Below are 18816 nucleotides of genomic sequence, written 5' to 3' on the forward strand. Positions count from 1 at the left end.
TGCGGTCCGAAAACTCAACATATACAACACAAATTCTATTCGCATTTTTTTTAATTAAAGTTTTGACTCGTCGAAGCCGGCTTGATTGTACGCGTAATAGATTTAAGGAAACAAGACATGAATTTAAAAAACAAAAGAGTCTGTATTATAGGCTGTGGGAACTTAGGAAAGTCGATTTTGAACGGTTTAGTCGATGATAAGGATTACCCGAATGAAAATATAATTGCCACCAAACGTAGTCTTGATGCGATTAAATCGTACGAAGAAAAGGGCGTGAGAATTACTACTGATAATGTTTGGGCAGTGGACGAGTCGGATGTTATTATCGTAGCAGTTAAGCCTTATAAGGTGATAAGTGTAATGAATGATATTAAGGCTCATTTGAATCCTGAAAAACATACTGTGATTTCACTGGCAACTAACGTTCATATTAACGAACTGGAGGAGGCTTTACCTGAGAATATGCCAGTTTTTAGAGCGATGCCAAATACGGCCGCAGATGTTAAACAATCGATGACAAGTCTTTGTCATAACGAAGCTGGAGCATCTGATCTTGAAAAAGTTCAATTCTTTTTTAATAAAATTGGAACTAGTATTACCATTAATGAAGAATTAATGGATGCTGCTACGGTTTTGGGTTCTTGTGGAACGGCATTTGTCCTTCGTTTTATTCGTGCAATGGTGCAAGGGGGAATTCAAATTGGGTTGGATTCAAAAACAGCCACCGAGATTGTAAATCAAACTGTAAAAGGAGCGGCAAGTTTGTTGATCGAAAGAAAGAATCATCCGGAATTTGAGATTGACAAAGTAACAACGCCAAAGGGTTGTACCATTTTGGGATTAAATGAGATGGAGCACAATGGTTTGAGTTCTTCTTTAATTAAGGGAATTGTAACCTCATATGATAAAATATCCTAGTTGGATGTTTGAAATAAAACAAAGCCTGAATACATCTGTATTCAGGCTTTTATTGTCATGCTCTGACTATAAACAAACTGTAAATTATGAGGGTATAACTAATCCAATTATTATAAACCATTGAGAGCCTCACAAAAAAAGTGAGACCCTCAAGGTAAATTGGTCGGATTTAATTAAATAGTAATTGCTCTTCCTTCATAACAAGCTTGGTAAATCGCTTTGATTTCTTCAAACTTAGGTTTTCTTGGGTTGAAAAGTGTACAAGGATCATCCATTGCATTCTGTGTTAATGTATCCAACTTCGCATCCCAATCTTCTTGACTAACACCGTACTCCTTAATAGAACCAACAACACCTGCTGATGCACGAAGTTTTGATACTTCTTGAGCAAACTCTTCAGCACTTGTTCTTCCTGATAAAGCAGCAAGCTCGCTGTATTTGTCAGTTACTTTAGAGTTGAAACGAATAACATTAGGCATCAAAATTGCGTTACCACAACCATGAGGAATACCGAAAGTACCACCAATTTGGTGAGACATTGAGTGAACAATTCCTAACCATACGTTTGTAAAAGCCATACCTGCCATACAAGAAGCATCGTGCATTGTCTGGCGAGCTTCTAGATTATTTGGTTCTTCAATAACAGTAGGCAGCGTTTTGAATACAAGATCAATAGCCCCTTTTGCCAATGAATCATTATAGTGGTCAGCAATGTTTGAAACGTAAGCTTCAACCCCGTGGCTCAATACATCAAGACCTGTATTTGCAGTTACATGAGCAGGCATAGTTGCACATAAATCACCATCGATAATTGCAACATCAGGAGTTAACTCGTGTGATACAATAGGGTATTTAGTTCCTTTTTCTCTGTCAGTAATTACAGAAAGACCTGTCATTTCGGTACCTGTACCACTAGTTGATGGAATTGCTACAAAGTAAGCTTTGTTACGCAATGGTTTTACTGCAAATGGAGCTGCTAATTCCTCTAGTTTTGAATCTGGATACTCGTAATAGACCCACATCGCTTTGGCTGCGTCGATAGCCGAACAGCCACCTAAACCAACGATTACATCAGGTTGCTCCTGAGTAAAGAAATCAGCACCTTTCAATACTGTTTCGATTGAAGGATCAGCTTCAACACCAGAAAATACAACAGACTCAATGTTTGCTTCTTTCAAGTAGTTTTCAGTTCTTTCTAGAGATCCGTTTGCTTTTACAGACTTACCACCGATTACGATAACTGCTTTTTTTCCTTTTAATCCTTTTAAGTTTTCAAGGCTACCTAGTCCGTGAAAAATCTCCTTTGGTACAACAAATTTTGCCATAATTTTATTTTTAATATTTGGTTTTTATCAGTTTAAAACAAAAGTTCTGTTGAAAACGGGTTTCAATCGTGAACACTTGCTTAATGATTACGCTGACAAAAGTAGGGCAAGACCCTTTCAGTATGCTTACTGAAAAAGTCCATTCGTTTATTAAAAAAGGTCAAACTTGTATTTGAGAAGATTTATTTGAACTTAGATTTGCATTAAAGATGCTAAAGTAGAGGTGTTTTGATCGGTTTATCTTATTTTGAAATATCAGTTGGACTGATTCCAAATTTGTTTTTAAAGGCAATACTAAAGTTAGAAAGGTTGCTATATCCAAAATCGAGATAGATATCCGAAGCCTTTAAATCTTCACTTTCCAGTACTTCCTTCGCTCTTTGCAAACGCTTATCTTGCAACCATTTCCCTGGTGAGGCTTTGAATTCTGCAATAAAACTGCGCTTAAAAGTAGACAGACTCATATTACACAAGAAAGCGATTTCTTCCAATTTCAGGTTAGAATATACATTGCTCTCAATAGTTCTTTTAAAAGGAGAGGTCTCTTTCGATATTAAGGAATACAAATACAATTCAAACTTCTGACCGTATTTGGTAAGCAGATAAAGCATGATCTCGTCGAACTTAAGCGATAGCATTTCAGCATTAAAATCAGAAGCCAGAAGGCTCATTTTAGACAAAGTATCCAAATAAGAAGCGATATAGGCATCGTTCTCGATAATGAAGAAAGGAATTTCATCTTTCAGCTTAAGCTTGTTTTTGCTGTGCTTTGCTAAAAAAGCTTTTAGTCTATCTTCCGAGAAGAAGAGAAGCTTACAGTAATAGATATCATCATTGTCAAGTAGCTCAGTCCACAGCCAATTCCCTTTACGGATAAGTAGAGATTGTTCTTTACTCACCATAACTGATGCATCAGCAAAGTGAACCTGCTTTTTACCCACTTGCAAAAAACTAAACATGTTCATGCTTAAGTTGACCTTGCTTTTAACAACATCGTTGGTCATTTTAAAATCATAAACAAACACATCCTGAATGGGCTCGTCTTTCTTTAGGTATATCTCTGGTATGTTCTCTATCGACATGGCTTTCCTATTTGATAAAATCAAGACATTATTGGTGTTTAAATTTCAAGGACAAAGATGGGAGATAATTTTGAAATATTGCACAAATTGGTAATTGGAGTTAATTGATACGATCAAAAACCAGATGCTGACACTAATGATAATTCGCTTCAAAAGCATACCTTAATTCAAGCTTTGATATGCCATTTTGATTGCCTAATAGAATTCGATTTTGATAGACTTATTTTTCCTAATATTAAAGCCTAAATATAGCATTTTCGAAAACGATTACATTTTTATAGATTCAACTTATGATAAGATTGTTTTTGTGTCTGTATCAAATAAGAATATTTGTAAACCCTTGTGTTTCGTAATCCTTTGCGGAATTTCAGTTTCGATTAAAGTCAAAAAAAATGAAAGAAAAACAATGTTTTTACAACTCAATTATTCCTTTGTAATTAAATTTCACCTAAGACTTGCTTCTATTGGGATAAGCTGCTGTTTGCAATTTTATAATTGTCGAGATTAATCTGCCTTTTTAGCTTTGAAAGCAAAAGAAAATGGAATCTTTGGTTTGCATTTGCTATCTCGATCTTCTATATTTAAGACATGACATAGAGAAATGAATGCAATTCTGATGTCATCTTAAACACAAGTTTTCAATAATTGCTTTGGCCTATTTTTCGATCAAATTATCCCTTTATTTTTGATTGAATATAACGTGAAAATAAAGACTAAAAAGCAGTTATTCAAAAAGATTAAACTACAACACTTTCTAAATGGCTTAAAACATCACTTTTCTTCTATGTGGAGATTGGTGTGATTATTTGTGCGCCCTATTGGCCTCTTTCCTTAAATCGTCTAAAAAATTAGAACAACTGCTATTACGTAACCACTAATCCCGTATTAGCAGTTGGAAAACTATTAACCCATGATTTAACTTTTGAAGTTAAATCATCTAAGCCAAGAGGAATTTTTATGACAAAGTTGAATCTACCCGAAGATGAATGTGACCAACAAAAGAAGTCGATGTATCTGCCCCAATGTGAATCAGATGCCTGCGGTATTGGTTTTATTGCTCATGTAAAAGGAAAAAAGTCCCATCAGATTGTTCTTGATGCACTAACAATGCTGGAAAATATGGAACACCGTGGTGCCATTGGTAGCGATCCTGAAACAGGTGATGGTGCTGGGATTTTAATACAAGTACCAGACAAGTTTTTTAGGAAGGAGCTCAAATTAATAGGGATGGAACTGCCCGCCTTTGGTGAATATGGTGTGGGGATGATTTATTTTCCTGATGATGTCAAAGAGAGAGAAGATTGTCGAAGACTTTTGAATATAAATTTGTCTGAATTGGGGTTTGACTTGATTGGTTACCGCGATGTGCCTGGTATTTCGAATGCTGTAGGGGAAACCGCTCGTAAGACTGAACCCAAAGGAGAGCAAATTTTTGTGAAGCACAAAGATGGACTGACTGGTATGGAATTGGAACGCAAGCTCTTTGTTTTGCGACAGTACAGTGCACATACCATTAATAAGCTGGTCCTAAACGATAGTCAGACTTTTTATTTCACTTCCTTTTCGTATAAAACCATTGTTTACAAGGGGCAGTTTAGAACGCATCAAACCCGACAGTATTATACCGATTTGCTGGATGAAGATCTTGAATCGGCCATTGCACTAATTCATTCCCGTTTCTCTACCAATACCTTTCCTAAGTGGCGATTGGCTCAGCCTTTCCGTTATATTGCTCATAATGGTGAGATCAATACAGTGAGAGGGAATATGAACTGGATGAGATCGAATGAGAAATTTTTGGAATGTACCAAGTTTACTAGCGATGATATGCAAAAGTTGCGCCCTGTGATGGACGAAACTAACTCCGATTCGGGTAATCTCGATTCAATGGTTGAGATGCTGGTGATGGGTGGACGCTCTTTGCCTCATGTATTGATGATGTTGATTCCTGAGGCTTGGCAGGAAACGCGTAAGATGAATGATGAGAAGAAAGCTTTTTATGAGTACCATGCTTCCATTATGGAGCCTTGGGATGGACCCGCTTCCATCTGCTTTACCGATGGGAATATTGTAGGAGCGACTCTGGATCGTAATGGCTTGCGTCCTTCTAGAATGATTTTGACTAATGACGATAGAATAATTGTCTCGTCGGAAGTGGGTGCTTTGCCAATTGCTCCTGAAAAGATTGTGAGAAAATGGCGAGTCCAACCCGGTAAAATGGTTTATGCTGATCTGGAAAAGGGAAGAATTGTATTTGATAAGGAAATAAAATCAGAAATAGCGAAACGAGCGCCATACAGAAGCTGGTTGGATATGAACCAATTGCATATTGATGAGATTCCCGAACAGGAAATGAGCTTTCAATACGATGCCGATACGCTGCTGAGTCGTCAACAAGCTTTTGGTTTTAGTCAGGAAGATGTGAATTATATTATCACCAGTATGGCTGAAGAAGGCAAGGAACCTTTGGGTTCGATGGGGAGCGATGTGCCTTTGGCTATTCTGTCTAATCAAAGCCGACATCTGTCTAATTATTTTAAGCAGCAATTTGCACAAGTTAGCAACCCACCAATCGATCCTATTCGGGAGAAAATTGTAATGTCTTTACGCACCTCGGTGGGGAAGCTCTATAATTTATTGTCAGAGACGCCTTTGCATTGTAAGCAAATTGTTTTCGATCAGCCTGTATTAACCAGTGAGCAGCTTCAGAACTTACGTTCTTACCACGATACGAACTTTCGTATCAAGGTGCTCGATGCTATTTATTCAGCATCGGGAGAGCCAGGTGAATTGGAAAAGGCTTTAGAGCATATGTGTCAGGAAGTCGATAAGGCTATCATCGAAAATGGTCATAATGTGATTCTGATTTCGGATAGAAAGATAGATGCAGACCATGCACCTATTCCATCGCTACTGGCAATGGGAGCTATTCATCATCATTTGGTGGAGAATGGTTTGCGTGTGCGTGTTGGTATCATTGTAGAAGCTGGAGATGTGAGAGAAACGCATCATTTTGCGACATTGATTGGTTATGGAGCCAATGCAATCAATCCGTATATGGCTTTCGATACTATTGTATCTCTGGAAGCTAATAAGTTGTCACCCAAAGGACTTAGCAATGAGCTTGCCTTTGAGAATTATATTGCAGCTATTGGTGGCGGCTTGCTTAAGATTTTCTCGAAGATGGGAATATCAACCCTGCAATCCTATCATGGAGCTCAGATATTTGAAGCCATTGGCTTATCTAATAAGGTGGTCGATACTTGTTTTAAGGGAACCGTTTCCCGATTGGGAGGTATTGGATTTGAAGGCATCTCTCGTGAAGTTTTGGTGCGTCATCAGTTGGCATTCCCTCAGCAGGCAGGTTTAAAACCGCGCTTGGATGAAGGGGGAATTTATCAGTGGAAACAAAAAGGAGAACACCATTTGTTTAACCCAACTACCATTCGCTTATTACAACAAGCGTCTCGAACTAAGTCTCAGGAAGCCTATAATGAATATGCCCAAGAGATAAATGATCAGTCGGAAAAAGCGGTAACCATCAGGAGTTTGTTTGAGTTCAAGAAACGTAAATCGGTTCCTTTGGCAGAGGTAGAACCAGTTGAAAACATATTCAAACGCTTTGCAACGGGTGCCATGTCCTTTGGATCCATATCGCACGAGGCGCACTCGACTTTAGCTATCGCTATGAATCGCATAGGCGGTAAAAGTAACAGTGGTGAAGGGGGAGAAGATGAAATGAGATACGAGCCACTTCCTAATGGCGATAGCATGCGTTCTGCCATTAAGCAGGTCGCTTCCGGTCGATTTGGCGTGACCTCATACTACCTAAGTCAGGCTGATGAGATTCAAATTAAGATGGCTCAAGGAGCCAAGCCAGGCGAAGGAGGCCAATTGCCAGGACATAAGGTGGATGAATGGATTGGTAAGGTCAGACATTGTACACCAGGTGTGGGTTTGATATCACCGCCACCGCATCACGATATTTATAGCATTGAGGATTTGGCTCAGTTGATTTATGACCTGAAAAATGCCAATCGAAAAGCAAGAATTAATGTGAAATTGGTCTCGAAAGCTGGGGTTGGTACCATTGCTGCTGGTGTGGCAAAAGCACATGCCGATGTGGTTTTGATTTCAGGATTCGATGGCGGGACAGGTGCTTCACCTATCAGTTCCGTGCAACATGCAGGCACATCCTGGGAGTTGGGCTTGTCGGAAACCCACCAAACTTTGGTGAAAAACAAATTGCGTGATAGAATAACCGTTCAAGCCGATGGACAGATGAGAACCGGCCGAGATCTGGCTATTGCGACTCTATTGGGTGCCGAAGAATGGGGCGTGGCCACAGCTGCTCTGGTTGCTACGGGTTGCATCATGATGCGAAAATGCCATTCAAATACCTGTCCGGTTGGTGTGGCAACTCAAAACAAAGAACTGCGTAAGCTCTTTACTGGTGATCCGCAGCATGTGGTGAATTATTTCACCTTCCTGGCCGAAGATTTACGTCAGATTATGGCTGAATTAGGTTTCCGAACCATTAACGAAATGGTCGGTCAGGCCGATGCCCTTAGATTGAGAGAAGATATTGAACACTGGAAGATTAAGAGCCTCGACTTAAGTCCTATCCTCTATAAAGAGATGGCGGACAAAGGGGTTGGTTTGTATAAAAAGATCGAACAAGATCATGGTATCGATAAGTTTTTCGATTGGAAATTGATTGAATTGGCAGAAGCTGCTCTTGAAAGAGGGAAGAAAGTTTCGGGCGAGTTTAATTTGGTGAACACCGATAGAGCAGTAGGAACCTTACTATCTAACGAGATATCTAAGAAATACAAATCTGCAGGATTGCCTGAAGATACCATCAACCTGAAATTTAGAGGATCGGCTGGACAAAGTTATGCAGCCTTTTCGGCTAAGGGTATCACTTTCGAATTAGAGGGTGAGGCCAACGATTATTTCGGGAAAGGTCTTTCGGGTAGTAAGCTAATTGTTTATCCCGATAGAAAATCGACATACGAAGCGGCTGATAATATGATTATTGGTAATGTAGCCTTTTATGGCGCGACATCAGGCGAAGCCTATATTAATGGTGTGGCTGGTGAGCGCTTTTGTGTGAGAAACTCAGGTGTAACAGCTGTGGTAGAAGGTGTCGGACGACATGCTTGTGAGTATATGACTGGAGGAAAGGTCGTCATTCTAGGCGGTGTGGGTTCTAATTTTGGAGCTGGTATGTCGGGAGGTGTCGCTTATGTGTACGATATAGAAGGCACTTTCGAGAAGTATAAAAATTACGAGTTGGACGATTACGAAAGTATCGATTTGGAAGATGAAGAATTATTACGCGCTTACATCAGCAAGCATCAAAAATACACAAAAAGTAAACGCGCTAAGGAAATTCTGGATGATTGGGATAATGCCATGCTGAAGTTCATTAAGGTTTTCCCAAAGGAATACAAACTCGCTCTTGAGAATCAGAAAAAGAAAACTGAAGCCTTAGAAAAAGCGATTTTGGTATAACAGATCTGAGTTTCACTAAGATTTGTTACTGAGAGTTTTATCTCCCGTTTCCTGAGCGGAGTCGAAGGAAGGGAGGAATATGAGACCCTCAATATTATCCAGAATTATCAAAAATTAAAGAATTGAAAGATGGGAAAACCAACAGGATTTTTAGAATATAAAAGAGAATTGCCGGCCTATAATCCGGTGGCGGTTCGAATCAAAGACCACAAAGAATTTATTCAATCAATAAGTAAAATTAAAGTCGAAAAACAAGCTTCACGTTGTATGGATTGCGGTGTACCTTTTTGCCACTCTGGCTGCCCACTGGGAAATAATATTCCTGATTTTAACGATATGGTCTATAAAGATAATTGGAAGGCCGCCTATAAGATTTTGGCATCGACCAATAATTTCCCGGAATTTACGGGACGAATTTGCCCTGCACCCTGCGAAGCATCTTGCGTTTTAGCGATCAATAAAGAGGCTACGGCCATTGAGTTAATTGAAAAGAATATTATTGAGCGAGCCTATAAAGAAGGCTGGGTAAAGCCCAATATCCCCTTAATGCGAAGCAATAAAAAGGTGGCCGTGATTGGTTCTGGTCCAGCTGGTTTGGCAGCTGCTTCACAACTTAATTCAGCAGGCCACGAGGTGACTGTATTCGAAAGAAACGACCGAATTGGTGGCTTGTTACGTTATGGTATCCCTGATTTTAAGCTGGAAAAAGAGCTTATCGATCGCCGATTGGATGTGATGCGAGCTGCAGGTATTCAATTTAAAACCAAGGCTTATGTCGGTAAAAACATTGCTGTAGAAAGTGTTTTGAACGATTACGATGCCGTATTGCTTTCGGGCGGATCTACTGTGCCCAGAGATGTAGATGTTAAAGGGCGGGAGCTGAAAGGAGTTCATTTTGCGATGGATTTTTTGCGTCAGCAAAATGAGCGGAATGCTGGCGATACCATAAAAAAAGAAGATACGATTCTAGCATCTGACAAGCATGTTTTGGTGATAGGTGGTGGCGATACAGGTTCAGATTGTGTAGGAACATCAATACGACAAGGAGCCCAATCTGTGCTTCAAATTGAATTGCTGATTCAGCCACCCAATGGTTTTAATCCAGCAACTCCCTGGCCACAATATCCTGCTATATTGCGAACAAGTAGTTCGCAAGAGGAAGGTTGTGAACGAGAATGGTCGGTGTTGACCAAAGAATTTATTGGCGATGAAAAAGGGCAGTTGAAAGCCGTAAAGCTAGTCGATATTGAATGGGAGAATGCTGGCTTTAAAGAAATTGCAGGCAGTGAACGCGAATTGCCTTGCGATCTGGCCTTTTTAGCCGTCGGTTTTCTCCATCCACAGCTCGACGGACTGATTAACCAGTTGGGTATCGACTTGGACGAAAGAAAAAATGTAAAAACAATAAAATATCAAACGACTAAAGCAGGTGTTTTTGCCGCTGGCGATATGCGCCGAGGGCAATCACTGGTGGTTCATGCCATTAGCGAAGGGCGTGAGGCGGCACGTAAGGTCGATATTTACTTGAGCGGTAGTTCTGTTCTCGAATCAAAAAAACATTCTCTAATCTCCGTGGTAGATTGATTTAGAGTAGGCCCCTTTCCTTGTTTCTTGGGAGAGGGGTTCTTTTTTTATTGTCATTGCGAGAGTGAGGAACGAACTCGTGGCAATCTCATAATAAATGAATTGACTCATGCTATTTCATAACTCATTTTATTTCTCCTCCTTGGTTAAGGAGGAGTGCCTGATCCCGATATACGGGAGAAGGCGAGGTGGTTTGTTGTCAATGCAGAATATACCTTTGTTCAACTATAGCGAGATTACTTCACTCGCTTAGGCTCTTTCGTTACCGAGCTTGCGAGATCACCGAAGGTCATGACAGCTTGTTTTTTTTTACTCCAGTATCAGAAAATCCAATTCCTTACAAGTCAAAGTAGGCACAAATTCAGTGACCACATAATCAGCCAAATTGCCTTTCTTAAAAGGATCTTGTTCTAAAACTTGATCCAATGCCTCTCTACTTTCCATATTGGAGAGAATAACAGCACCCAAACGAGGCACCCGTCTTCCTGAGGCTATAAAGTTGCCTTGGGCATATTGCCGTTTTAGATAGTTCATATGAGCTGTTAAATATTGCTCAACGATGTCTAGACTGACTATATAATTGATGTGTACGATAAACATTAGAATTGGGGTTTTTAGTTGCTTTCATATAAAATTACAAAATAATCCGCTGACAGGCATGCTTTAATTATAGGAAAGCAGGAGAGTATTGTCATTACCTTCGGTGATCTCATCATAAATTTGCTTCGTTTTTTTTAAGAGAAGTCACCATTAAATAAATTCTGATTATCAATACTTTGAAAACAAGCTAGCATAAATTTATATTTAATAATTCTTTGATAAATAGATGTTTTTTACATAACTTCAATAGTGATTTGTTAGTTGATGGCTAATAATGAACCCCTTGCATATAAAAAATGCAATGAAAAATAAATTTAATGTGAAGAGCGATTTGTGCTGAAGGTTTTATAAATATTTAAAATTCAGATTCATGTCAGATCAACAAGATTTATTAGATCTCTTACCAGAGATAAAGGCTGTAACTAAGCAGCAAATTAAACAATGTGATATGCCTATTGGCATTTACTTACAAGAAGCCGAGAGTTTGCATACGCGCGCTTCAAACGATTTAGCCTTTCTTACTGCCGTAGGTATGACTGCTGAGCTTTTAGCTAAGCTGCTGCCACGTACAGGTGCTTTGCGTACGGCTCAAAGTAATTGGGAAGAGTTGAATACGGTTCGTGAAGATGCCAAGGAAGCCTGGAAGGCAGAATGGCCTGTATTTATCGAATTCCGTAACGATTTAATCGATCATATGGATTTTGCTTATCGTAACGATGAAGCATTAATAAGAAAGATGAATGCGATTAAGGAAGGTGACTCACAGGGCGATGCTATACAGGATATGGCTAACCTTTCGGTATTGGGTAAGGCGAATTTAGTCCCACTAGAAGCCATCAATTTCGATGAAACACTATTGGATAGTGCTGCCGAAGCTGCTGATAGAATAGGTCGTTTACTGGGTGCTGTTAATGGTCATATGTATGTGGATGACGAAACTAAGGTGATTCGCGACCAAGCTTACACCTTATTAAAACAAGTGATGGATGAAATACGAAACTATGGTCGTTTCGTATTCCGTAAAAATACGGATCATGTTAAATCCTATTCGAGCAAACACAATAGGGATAAATACAATTCCTATAAAAGAAGACAAGAATTAGAGGCTCAGGAAGAAGCCTAGTTCAAATAAAAAAAGAGAAGCTCATCACTTCTCTTTTTTTGTGTGCTCTGTTTCGTATGCTTTTAATGCTTCAGTTGGGGAATTTACTATCTCAGTTGCCCAACTGAAGGGTTCCCCATCTAACTGACAGGCTCCGGCATCTAACTGGAGGGGGCAAATCTGCAACTGAGTACCTCCTTTATCTAACTGAAGGGTGCCCAGCCCAACTGAACAAGTCAATTCCCCAACTGAGCTACTGAATTTTCTAACGGAAGCCTACCCATGCCGAACGGAGATAGTCAATTTGCGAACGGGAGGGGTGCTTTCTCGTACGGAACTGTCTGTTCCTAAAATAGCTTGACAGATTATTACTCTTTTTTTGATATTAGTAATGTTTTTTCAATTCAATATTTTTCACATCATCTTTTCCAAAATATTTCAACATTACAGTTTCAACAAATTTTGGAAACCTATTATAATAGTTTAGTTTATCAAGATAATCTAGATCTTCACATTTTAATGAATTTCCATGAAAAATCACACTACGCTATTGTGTGTTGTACTTTTTTATTTCTTTAAATCTTTCAAATCTTTCAAATCTTTCAAATCTTCGATTTGAGTTTTTTAGAAATAAAAAAATCCGCATAGTCATGCGGATTTTTCAATTGATGTGGGATCTATATATATTGCATGGTTATGTATATCGCTCCTATATGTAATTTTTAAGAAAAACTTAAAAATTTACGTCAAATCCCGGATCAATAGAGGTGACAAAACCAATAGTATGCAAAACCATTACGGATTATGACCCTAATGGTTTTGCGTTTTTTCAATTATTTGGGTTAGACATCACCTGGCAAAGCGATATCGGCACCCGCATAAGGAGAATGATGTTCGTGAACCAATTTCCATTCACCCTTTATTTTAACAAATAATAAAGTAATTAGATTATGGATTCTATAACCTGTTGGTCCGTCTTTAAAATCCAGAATAAAATCTGAGACAAAGGTTAAATTAGCAACATTCCCATAATATACAGCAATATTCAAAGTTCCAGGGGCAAAGCCAAACCATTTAACTCCATCTTCTTCTAAATCTTCACCAAACAATTTACGTTCATTATGTTCATTGCCCGAACTATCGAAAGATTCTCCATTATTGAATTCAGTAAACTTTTTGCCATAGGCATGAAAAGAGATAAGTTCATCCATATATGGGCCATCATATCCATGTCCGGCTCCGAGTCTTATACTTTCTGCAATGGCCCCAAAAGTTGCGTAGACCTCATTTTGTGTTGGGTCAAATTCAGTTACAGGTTTTTCGGATGTATAATCGAGAGAAGCCACTCCTGGTTCTGCAACATTCACAGGAGAATGATGTTCGTGAACCATTTTCCATTCACCATCTGTTTTAACAAATAATAAAGTAATTAGATTATTGACTGGATGTAAAGTTCCGCCTATCCACAGTTCAAAATCTGAGATAAAGGTTAAATTAGCTACATTTCCATAATATACAGCAACTTTCAAAGTTCCAGGGACAGCGGCAAATTTCTGAACCACGTCTACTTCAGTACCAAATAACGTACGTTCATAAACTTCATTTTCCTCAGCATGGTAAGATCCCCCATCCCTGAATTCAGTAAAATAGTATCCCTCATAGTCATGAAAAGAGATAAGTTGGTCCATAAATACATTTGGATCCGATTCTGTACCATATCCAAGTCCGGCTCCTAGTGTAATATTTGTTGCAATGGCCCCAAAAGTTGCTAAGACCTCTGCTTCTTCTTTTGGATATGCCCGGTGAATTTCAGATGAACCGTGGGATTCAGATGCACTCTTGGTTAAAGATGAGCTTTTAGAAGCCAATTCTAATCCTTCAACACTGTCTTCATTATCCGAACACCCATATAAAAGGAATAGGGATGTAATCATAACTGCTAATACTTGTTTTGTTTTCATAAGTAATATTTTTAATTGGTTAATACGAATGTTACAGATATTGTCGAATTTATGTTCTTGCCTTTTTGAATTAAAGTATTGTGACAATATGTAACAGAGTTAGTTATCATAGGGATCTGACGATATAAATAATAAACTTTCCAATTGTAATAATGTATCAAATGATGGCAATTCTAAATCATTGATAGTCATTTCGGAGTATTTTGAAATAAAAGAAATGAAAACGGTATAGTTGTAACGTTGTAGTTTTTGTGCTTTGTTAAGCCTTCATAAGTCCCATTAACTGGTTCTATCCGCCAATAAGATAATGTTCCTCGATATATATATTCTCCAATAGAATCAATATCTTTTTGTCCATCCATTATAATTTGCAATTTATAGCAATAATCCACTACTTCTTTTTGAGATTCTATTGTCTCTTTACTATTACCACTATAATTCCTTCACGTATTTTTTCATACAATCCTCAAGTTACCAGCTCTTTGTGGATAATGTTAAGAGCTTTTGACGAACGGAAAATCTAATTTTATTATGAGGTAATCAGAATCTTACATTTAGGTTAAATGGTTTATAGAGTCGGGATTAAGGTTGGGTGGTAAGCAGTTTCTGAGTTTTCTGAGCCCGTTCTAGGGACAGGCAATTTCAGCTAGTAATCCTGACCCTGGAGTCACGCACACGTATAATTGTTGACGAGCGATGGTGTGCTTGGTAGAGACTTACCGAGAAAGATTTTAGCCAAAGCCAAATTGGTAAGCGTTTTAATATGCATCACGCCTCAGTGCATCGCGTCTTAAAAAGAGTTGAAACTTATTGAAGACTTGAATGCTTTGAAGAATGGAATTGTGAAGTTGAAATAACGTATATCTCTACGTCGAATTTTATCTGACAGCGTCGAAGACCTGTCAGCATTGAAATAAGTAATGAACTGTTAGTTTCGCTTGCATTTAGATATTTGAACTTGTTAGTTTGCTTGAAGCTGATAGCCATAGTTATTTCGTAAAATAAACGCTGACAGGACCTGAAAAAGGACTCTGTCAGGTTTTGATAATCGATTAAGCAATTGCAAGGATATAAATAATGCTTTGGGTTTAATCCAAACCCTTTTTTCTGTTGATATGATTTTTAAGCCCCTTCAGGGGTTTGGGGTTTCATGATGTTGTTTTTGTTAGATACAGATCGTTCAGATGGTGCGCGATTAGCTTCGGTAGTATCGTGTTACTTTACCTTATGAATCAAATTCCACACGATAAAATCGTGCGGTAGCGAGTGTAGCAAACTTATCAGGTTTTTCGGGAACAAAAAGAGGGCAAGCCTCATCGTTCACGCTTCCAGGGAATAATAAATAAGGAGAAAAGAATCAATACATCGTATTCATAACTTTTAAATGTATATTTTTGCGGCTGCTTTGAAAAAAACAAGGGCATGGGTGTGCCATTAAAAACACCTAAGAATCTATTGAGAGTAAATTTACAAAGGAAGCATCTATGAAGCGTATTAATGAATACAAGAAATTGTTCAATGTTGATCAGGACACAACACTTAGAAGTCTAAAATCAACATACAGAAACTTGGTTAAAGAATGGCATACCGATAAATTCCCTGAAGGACATGAAATGTACGAAGAGGCTGAATTAAAAAGCCGTCAGATTATCGATGCTTACCATTTCTTAGTGGGTATTGCTCCAGAGACTAAAGCTGCAAACCAGGAGGAGTATGATAATGTTACAACTCAAATTGGTATTGCTGACTTAAAGCACAAAGGTTTATTACTTGAGGTTATCTTTTTAGATGGATCTGCTTACGAATACTATGGTGTGAATAAGGCTGTTTTCCAAAAGATGATTAACTCTGATAAGCAAGCTCGTTTTGCAAAGAGAAGCATCTATAACTCATACACATACCGCAAATCGAAGAAAGCAACAGTTTCTGCAGAAGCTGAAGTCGCTTAATTCGTCAAGAATATCATAATTAGAGCATCACTTTATTGGAGTGATGCTCTTTTTTTATGGCTTTTTTTCTATCCCGAGTTCTATCTTTTATTCTGCTATTTGACTATTCTGAATGAATGATATTTGTGATAATTGTCAATAAGGTTTGAGTTTCAGAGTACAATTCCTTTATGTCAGAATTTACTTGAATGTCATATTCATTAAATTCATGGAGTGTCCCTTTTAACCTATTATTAGCTCCAATAATTCGTTGTTTGATATTATTATTGAGATCGATATTTTTAGGGGAGACTAAGCCCATAACTAATAATGTATATAGAATAAGCCCTATTAGTAAACAGCAGGGAATAATGAATATAGCTAAAATAGCTATTGCCCAGTTTTTCGTCTCATCAAAATATTCCCCTGAATCATTGTGATAGGCTTCATGACAATGTCTTTCTCCATCAATAGGATAGAATGTGGTGTCGACTATATACATAAAAAGCTTCCAATGTAATGCTGGCTCCTTGCTATAGTCATCATGGTAATTGTAATAGCCTATTCTTGCAGATATCGTATTGTCGGGATTTCCACCGGCTATCGTATTACCCAGTTGATCAAGGGATACAAAAAAATTACTCGAATAACTCATAGTTTTATTTGTTAGGATTATTATGAGAGAACCAATTAAGCAGATAAGTGTCGTGATAATTACAGTAATGACTTTGTATAGTACAATACCCAATTTAGTTCTTTTTATAATAATGAGCTAGCATGAATTACTTGTTTTGATAAAACACCCAATTTGGCTTTTAAAATTTAATGATGGGTGTATCCCTAATTTGTTTATGGATTTAATAAAGCATCTTTGAAAATTAAACATCTACACTCTTATCTTCTTTGGCTTTAGAAATAAAGCCTTATCTTCTTCATCGGAAACATTAAAAGCACAGCATGGAGAAGTCATTACTATTTATACCTGATATATCTGGATTTACCGAGTTTGTTCAATCGACAGAGGTGGAGCACAGCCAGCATGTGATTGCGGAATTGCTTGAGATCTTATTAGAAGCAAATGCCAATGAATATCAGTTGGCTGAGGTGGAGGGAGATGCCCTTTTCTTTTATCAGGAAGAGGAATTACCATCGCTTGAAAGCCTATTGGCAAAGGCAGAGAAGATGTTTACGGCTTTTTATTCTCATCTGAAATTGCTTGAAAAAAATAGAATTTGTCCTTGTAATGCCTGTGCTACAGCGCCGAATCTGAATCTTAAGATTATTGCTCACTGCGGCGAACTGCAATATATGACGGTTCAGAACAAGAGGAAACCCTTTGGGACCGAAGTGATTGAAGCGCATCGCTTGATGAAAAATTCGATTGATAGTGACAATTACATTCTTCTTAGTAAAAACTTGAGTGAAGCGATTCATTTAGGAGAGAATTACCAATCGAAGTTATACGATTTTAAGAAGGGGCAGGATGCTTATGACGGGCATGATGTGAACTATCTGTTCTCCCTTATTGATTCGAATAGCTTGAAATTGGAAGCTTTCTCGCCAGGAAAGAAAATACAGTTTGATAGTCCGCCATCCCTAATTCTTGAAAAAGAATTTCCTGTTTCAGCAGAACAGCTTCTCGAATATATTACCAATTATTCCTATCGTCACTATTGGGCTGAAGGGGTTGATAAACTGCATTATAATGAGCATGAAGTGACGAAGTTGGGAACAGAGCATGTCTGTGTGGTTAATGGGAAGCATCTGAATTTTGTTACCGTAAGTAAGGAGGTTGAAGAAGGTAAATTGATTTATGGTGAATTAACAACGAGTCCATCTCCAGTTGATGAACTTTATCAGTTCTATATTTTTACGCCTGTCGATGAGAATTCATGTCAACTAGAGTTGGAAATCTTCTTAAAGGCAAAATCTCCAATAAAAAAACTCATGATTGCCCTTCTTTTGAAACCTATTTTTAAGAAATCCATATCTAAAAATTTAGACTCATTGCATGACTTTGTCGAAAAAAGAAAGCTTTAATTCAGATTTTTACATTAAAGTTAAGTCTAAATAAGAAGGCCTGCTTTTACAGCTATTCTGTGTTCTTATTTAGAATTTGCGAAATCCTTTGCACAGCTGTTCCTTTGAGCTTGATTTGGTAATGATGAAAAAATGTTTCTATATTTGTCACAACAAAAAACAAAAAAAAGCATGGCTACAAAAATGATAATTCGACGACGACGCAGATCTTTATTTCAACAATAAGGGAGCATTGTTTGTGGATTATTTTCCAGGCTTTCCTTTATATCGGAAGGCTTTTTTTATGCCCAATTTGTAAAATTATCGAGTACCAAAAGAATAAAAATAGAGAACAATGAATCAATTTTTAAACATACGACGAAGACGCAGATCACTTTCGAAGAAAGCGGTAGGAGTCCTATTGTCGTGTAGTCTGAATTGACCACGATATATTTAGAAGGCTTACCGTTTAAACGGTAAGCCTTTTTTTTGAGCATTTTTTTTGACACTTAATTTATAACAGAACCTCATATGCCAACAACGATCTACACAGTAAGCCGACGCCACTTGCGTTCGAACTGCTACCCTGAAGGGGCGGATGAGTCTGATATGCTATTAACTCAAATAGGATATATAAGCTTGCCGTTGATTACGGTGGGCTTTTTTTGTACCCTATGAACGTTAAAAGGCGCAGATATAGAGAGAATTAAATAAAGAAATTAGAAGATACAACAAGATAAAAGTTAAACAAGATGAACACATTTTTTAACAGAGAAGATC

The 18816-nt window shown here is 38.0% G+C and carries 11 protein-coding genes; 6 read left to right on the forward strand and 5 right to left on the reverse strand.

Annotation, left to right across the window (positions count from 1 at the left end; all coding sequences use genetic code 11):
- Positions 1–117 precede the first annotated feature (117 nt).
- Complete coding sequence (proC, locus tag ACXR6G_RS17480) at positions 118–918, forward strand: pyrroline-5-carboxylate reductase (protein ID WP_458362741.1); 801 nt, start codon at positions 118–120, stop codon at positions 916–918.
- Between the two features lie 173 nt (positions 919–1091).
- On the opposite strand, the gene ACXR6G_RS17485 is transcribed toward proC, so the two are convergent.
- Both ACXR6G_RS17485 and ACXR6G_RS17490 read right to left on the reverse strand, forming a co-directional pair.
- The gene (locus tag ACXR6G_RS17485; RefSeq protein WP_458362742.1) at positions 1092–2243 is read right to left on the reverse strand and encodes an iron-containing alcohol dehydrogenase; all 1152 of its coding nucleotides are present in this window, start codon (positions 2241–2243) and stop codon (positions 1092–1094) included.
- Between the two features lie 242 nt (positions 2244–2485).
- Positions 2486–3325: a helix-turn-helix domain-containing protein gene (locus tag ACXR6G_RS17490; RefSeq protein WP_458362743.1), complete on the reverse strand. Its 840-nt coding sequence runs from the start codon at positions 3323–3325 to the stop codon at positions 2486–2488.
- Between the two features lie 957 nt (positions 3326–4282).
- Here ACXR6G_RS17490 and gltB point away from each other — a divergent pair.
- Positions 4283–8842 carry a glutamate synthase large subunit gene (gene gltB / locus ACXR6G_RS17495; protein WP_458362744.1) on the forward strand — a complete coding sequence of 1520 codons (4560 nt, stop codon included), beginning with the start codon at positions 4283–4285 and terminating at the stop codon, positions 8840–8842.
- Positions 8843–8971: 129 nt separating this feature from the next.
- Positions 8972–10426, forward strand: coding sequence for a glutamate synthase subunit beta (locus ACXR6G_RS17500; RefSeq protein ID WP_458362745.1), 1455 nt, complete (start codon positions 8972–8974; stop codon positions 10424–10426).
- Positions 10427–10735: 309 nt separating this feature from the next.
- On the opposite strand, the gene ACXR6G_RS17505 is transcribed toward ACXR6G_RS17500, so the two are convergent.
- The gene (locus ACXR6G_RS17505; RefSeq protein WP_458362746.1) at positions 10736–11026 is read right to left on the reverse strand and encodes a YciI family protein; all 291 of its coding nucleotides are present in this window, start codon (positions 11024–11026) and stop codon (positions 10736–10738) included.
- 370 nt (positions 11027–11396) lie between these two features.
- Here ACXR6G_RS17505 and ACXR6G_RS17510 point away from each other — a divergent pair, with 370 nt between their 5' ends.
- The gene (locus ACXR6G_RS17510) at positions 11397–12149 is read left to right on the forward strand and encodes a hypothetical protein (protein ID WP_458362747.1); all 753 of its coding nucleotides are present in this window, start codon (positions 11397–11399) and stop codon (positions 12147–12149) included.
- 821 nt (positions 12150–12970) lie between these two features.
- Here the strand turns inward: ACXR6G_RS17510 and ACXR6G_RS17515 are convergent.
- A complete protein-coding gene (locus ACXR6G_RS17515) occupies positions 12971–14062 on the reverse strand; it encodes a nuclear transport factor 2 family protein (RefSeq protein ID WP_458362748.1) in 1092 nt (363 codons plus the stop codon).
- Positions 14063–15573: 1511 nt separating this feature from the next.
- Between ACXR6G_RS17515 and ACXR6G_RS17520 the strand changes: the two genes are divergently transcribed.
- On the forward strand, positions 15574–16038 hold the full coding sequence (locus ACXR6G_RS17520) for a KTSC domain-containing protein (RefSeq protein WP_458362749.1): 465 nt from the start codon (positions 15574–15576) through the stop codon (positions 16036–16038).
- A 103-nt stretch (positions 16039–16141) separates the two neighbouring features.
- Here the strand turns inward: ACXR6G_RS17520 and ACXR6G_RS17525 are convergent, their stop codons facing one another.
- On the reverse strand, positions 16142–16672 hold the full coding sequence (locus ACXR6G_RS17525; protein ID WP_458362750.1) for a hypothetical protein: 531 nt from the start codon (positions 16670–16672) through the stop codon (positions 16142–16144).
- A gap of 302 nt (positions 16673–16974) precedes the next feature.
- Here ACXR6G_RS17525 and ACXR6G_RS17530 point away from each other — a divergent pair, with 302 nt between their 5' ends.
- Positions 16975–18057, forward strand: coding sequence for a DUF2652 domain-containing protein (locus ACXR6G_RS17530; protein ID WP_458362751.1), 1083 nt, complete (start codon positions 16975–16977; stop codon positions 18055–18057).
- Positions 18058–18816 lie beyond the last annotated feature (759 nt).

Source organism: Ancylomarina sp. YFZ004, from assembly GCF_054254355.1.

Bases quoted from the DNA above. Each gene is read 5' to 3' on its own strand.
- ACXR6G_RS17520 (WP_458362749.1), top strand. From the start codon at position 15,574: ATGAAGCGTATTAATGAATACAAGAAATTGTTCAATGTTGATCAGGAC.
- ACXR6G_RS17485 (WP_458362742.1), bottom strand. From the start codon at position 2,243: ATGGCAAAATTTGTTGTACCAAAGGAGATTTTTCACGGACTAGGTAGC.
- ACXR6G_RS17510 (WP_458362747.1), top strand. From the start codon at position 11,397: ATGTCAGATCAACAAGATTTATTAGATCTCTTACCAGAGATAAAGGCT.
- ACXR6G_RS17505 (WP_458362746.1), bottom strand. From the start codon at position 11,026: ATGTTTATCGTACACATCAATTATATAGTCAGTCTAGACATCGTTGAG.
- gltB (WP_458362744.1), top strand. From the start codon at position 4,283: ATGACAAAGTTGAATCTACCCGAAGATGAATGTGACCAACAAAAGAAG.
- ACXR6G_RS17530 (WP_458362751.1), top strand. From the start codon at position 16,975: ATGGAGAAGTCATTACTATTTATACCTGATATATCTGGATTTACCGAG.
- ACXR6G_RS17490 (WP_458362743.1), bottom strand. From the start codon at position 3,325: ATGTCGATAGAGAACATACCAGAGATATACCTAAAGAAAGACGAGCCC.
- ACXR6G_RS17525 (WP_458362750.1), bottom strand. From the start codon at position 16,672: ATGAGTTATTCGAGTAATTTTTTTGTATCCCTTGATCAACTGGGTAAT.
- ACXR6G_RS17500 (WP_458362745.1), top strand. From the start codon at position 8,972: ATGGGAAAACCAACAGGATTTTTAGAATATAAAAGAGAATTGCCGGCC.
- proC (WP_458362741.1), top strand. From the start codon at position 118: ATGAATTTAAAAAACAAAAGAGTCTGTATTATAGGCTGTGGGAACTTA.
- ACXR6G_RS17515 (WP_458362748.1), bottom strand. From the start codon at position 14,062: ATGATTACATCCCTATTCCTTTTATATGGGTGTTCGGATAATGAAGAC.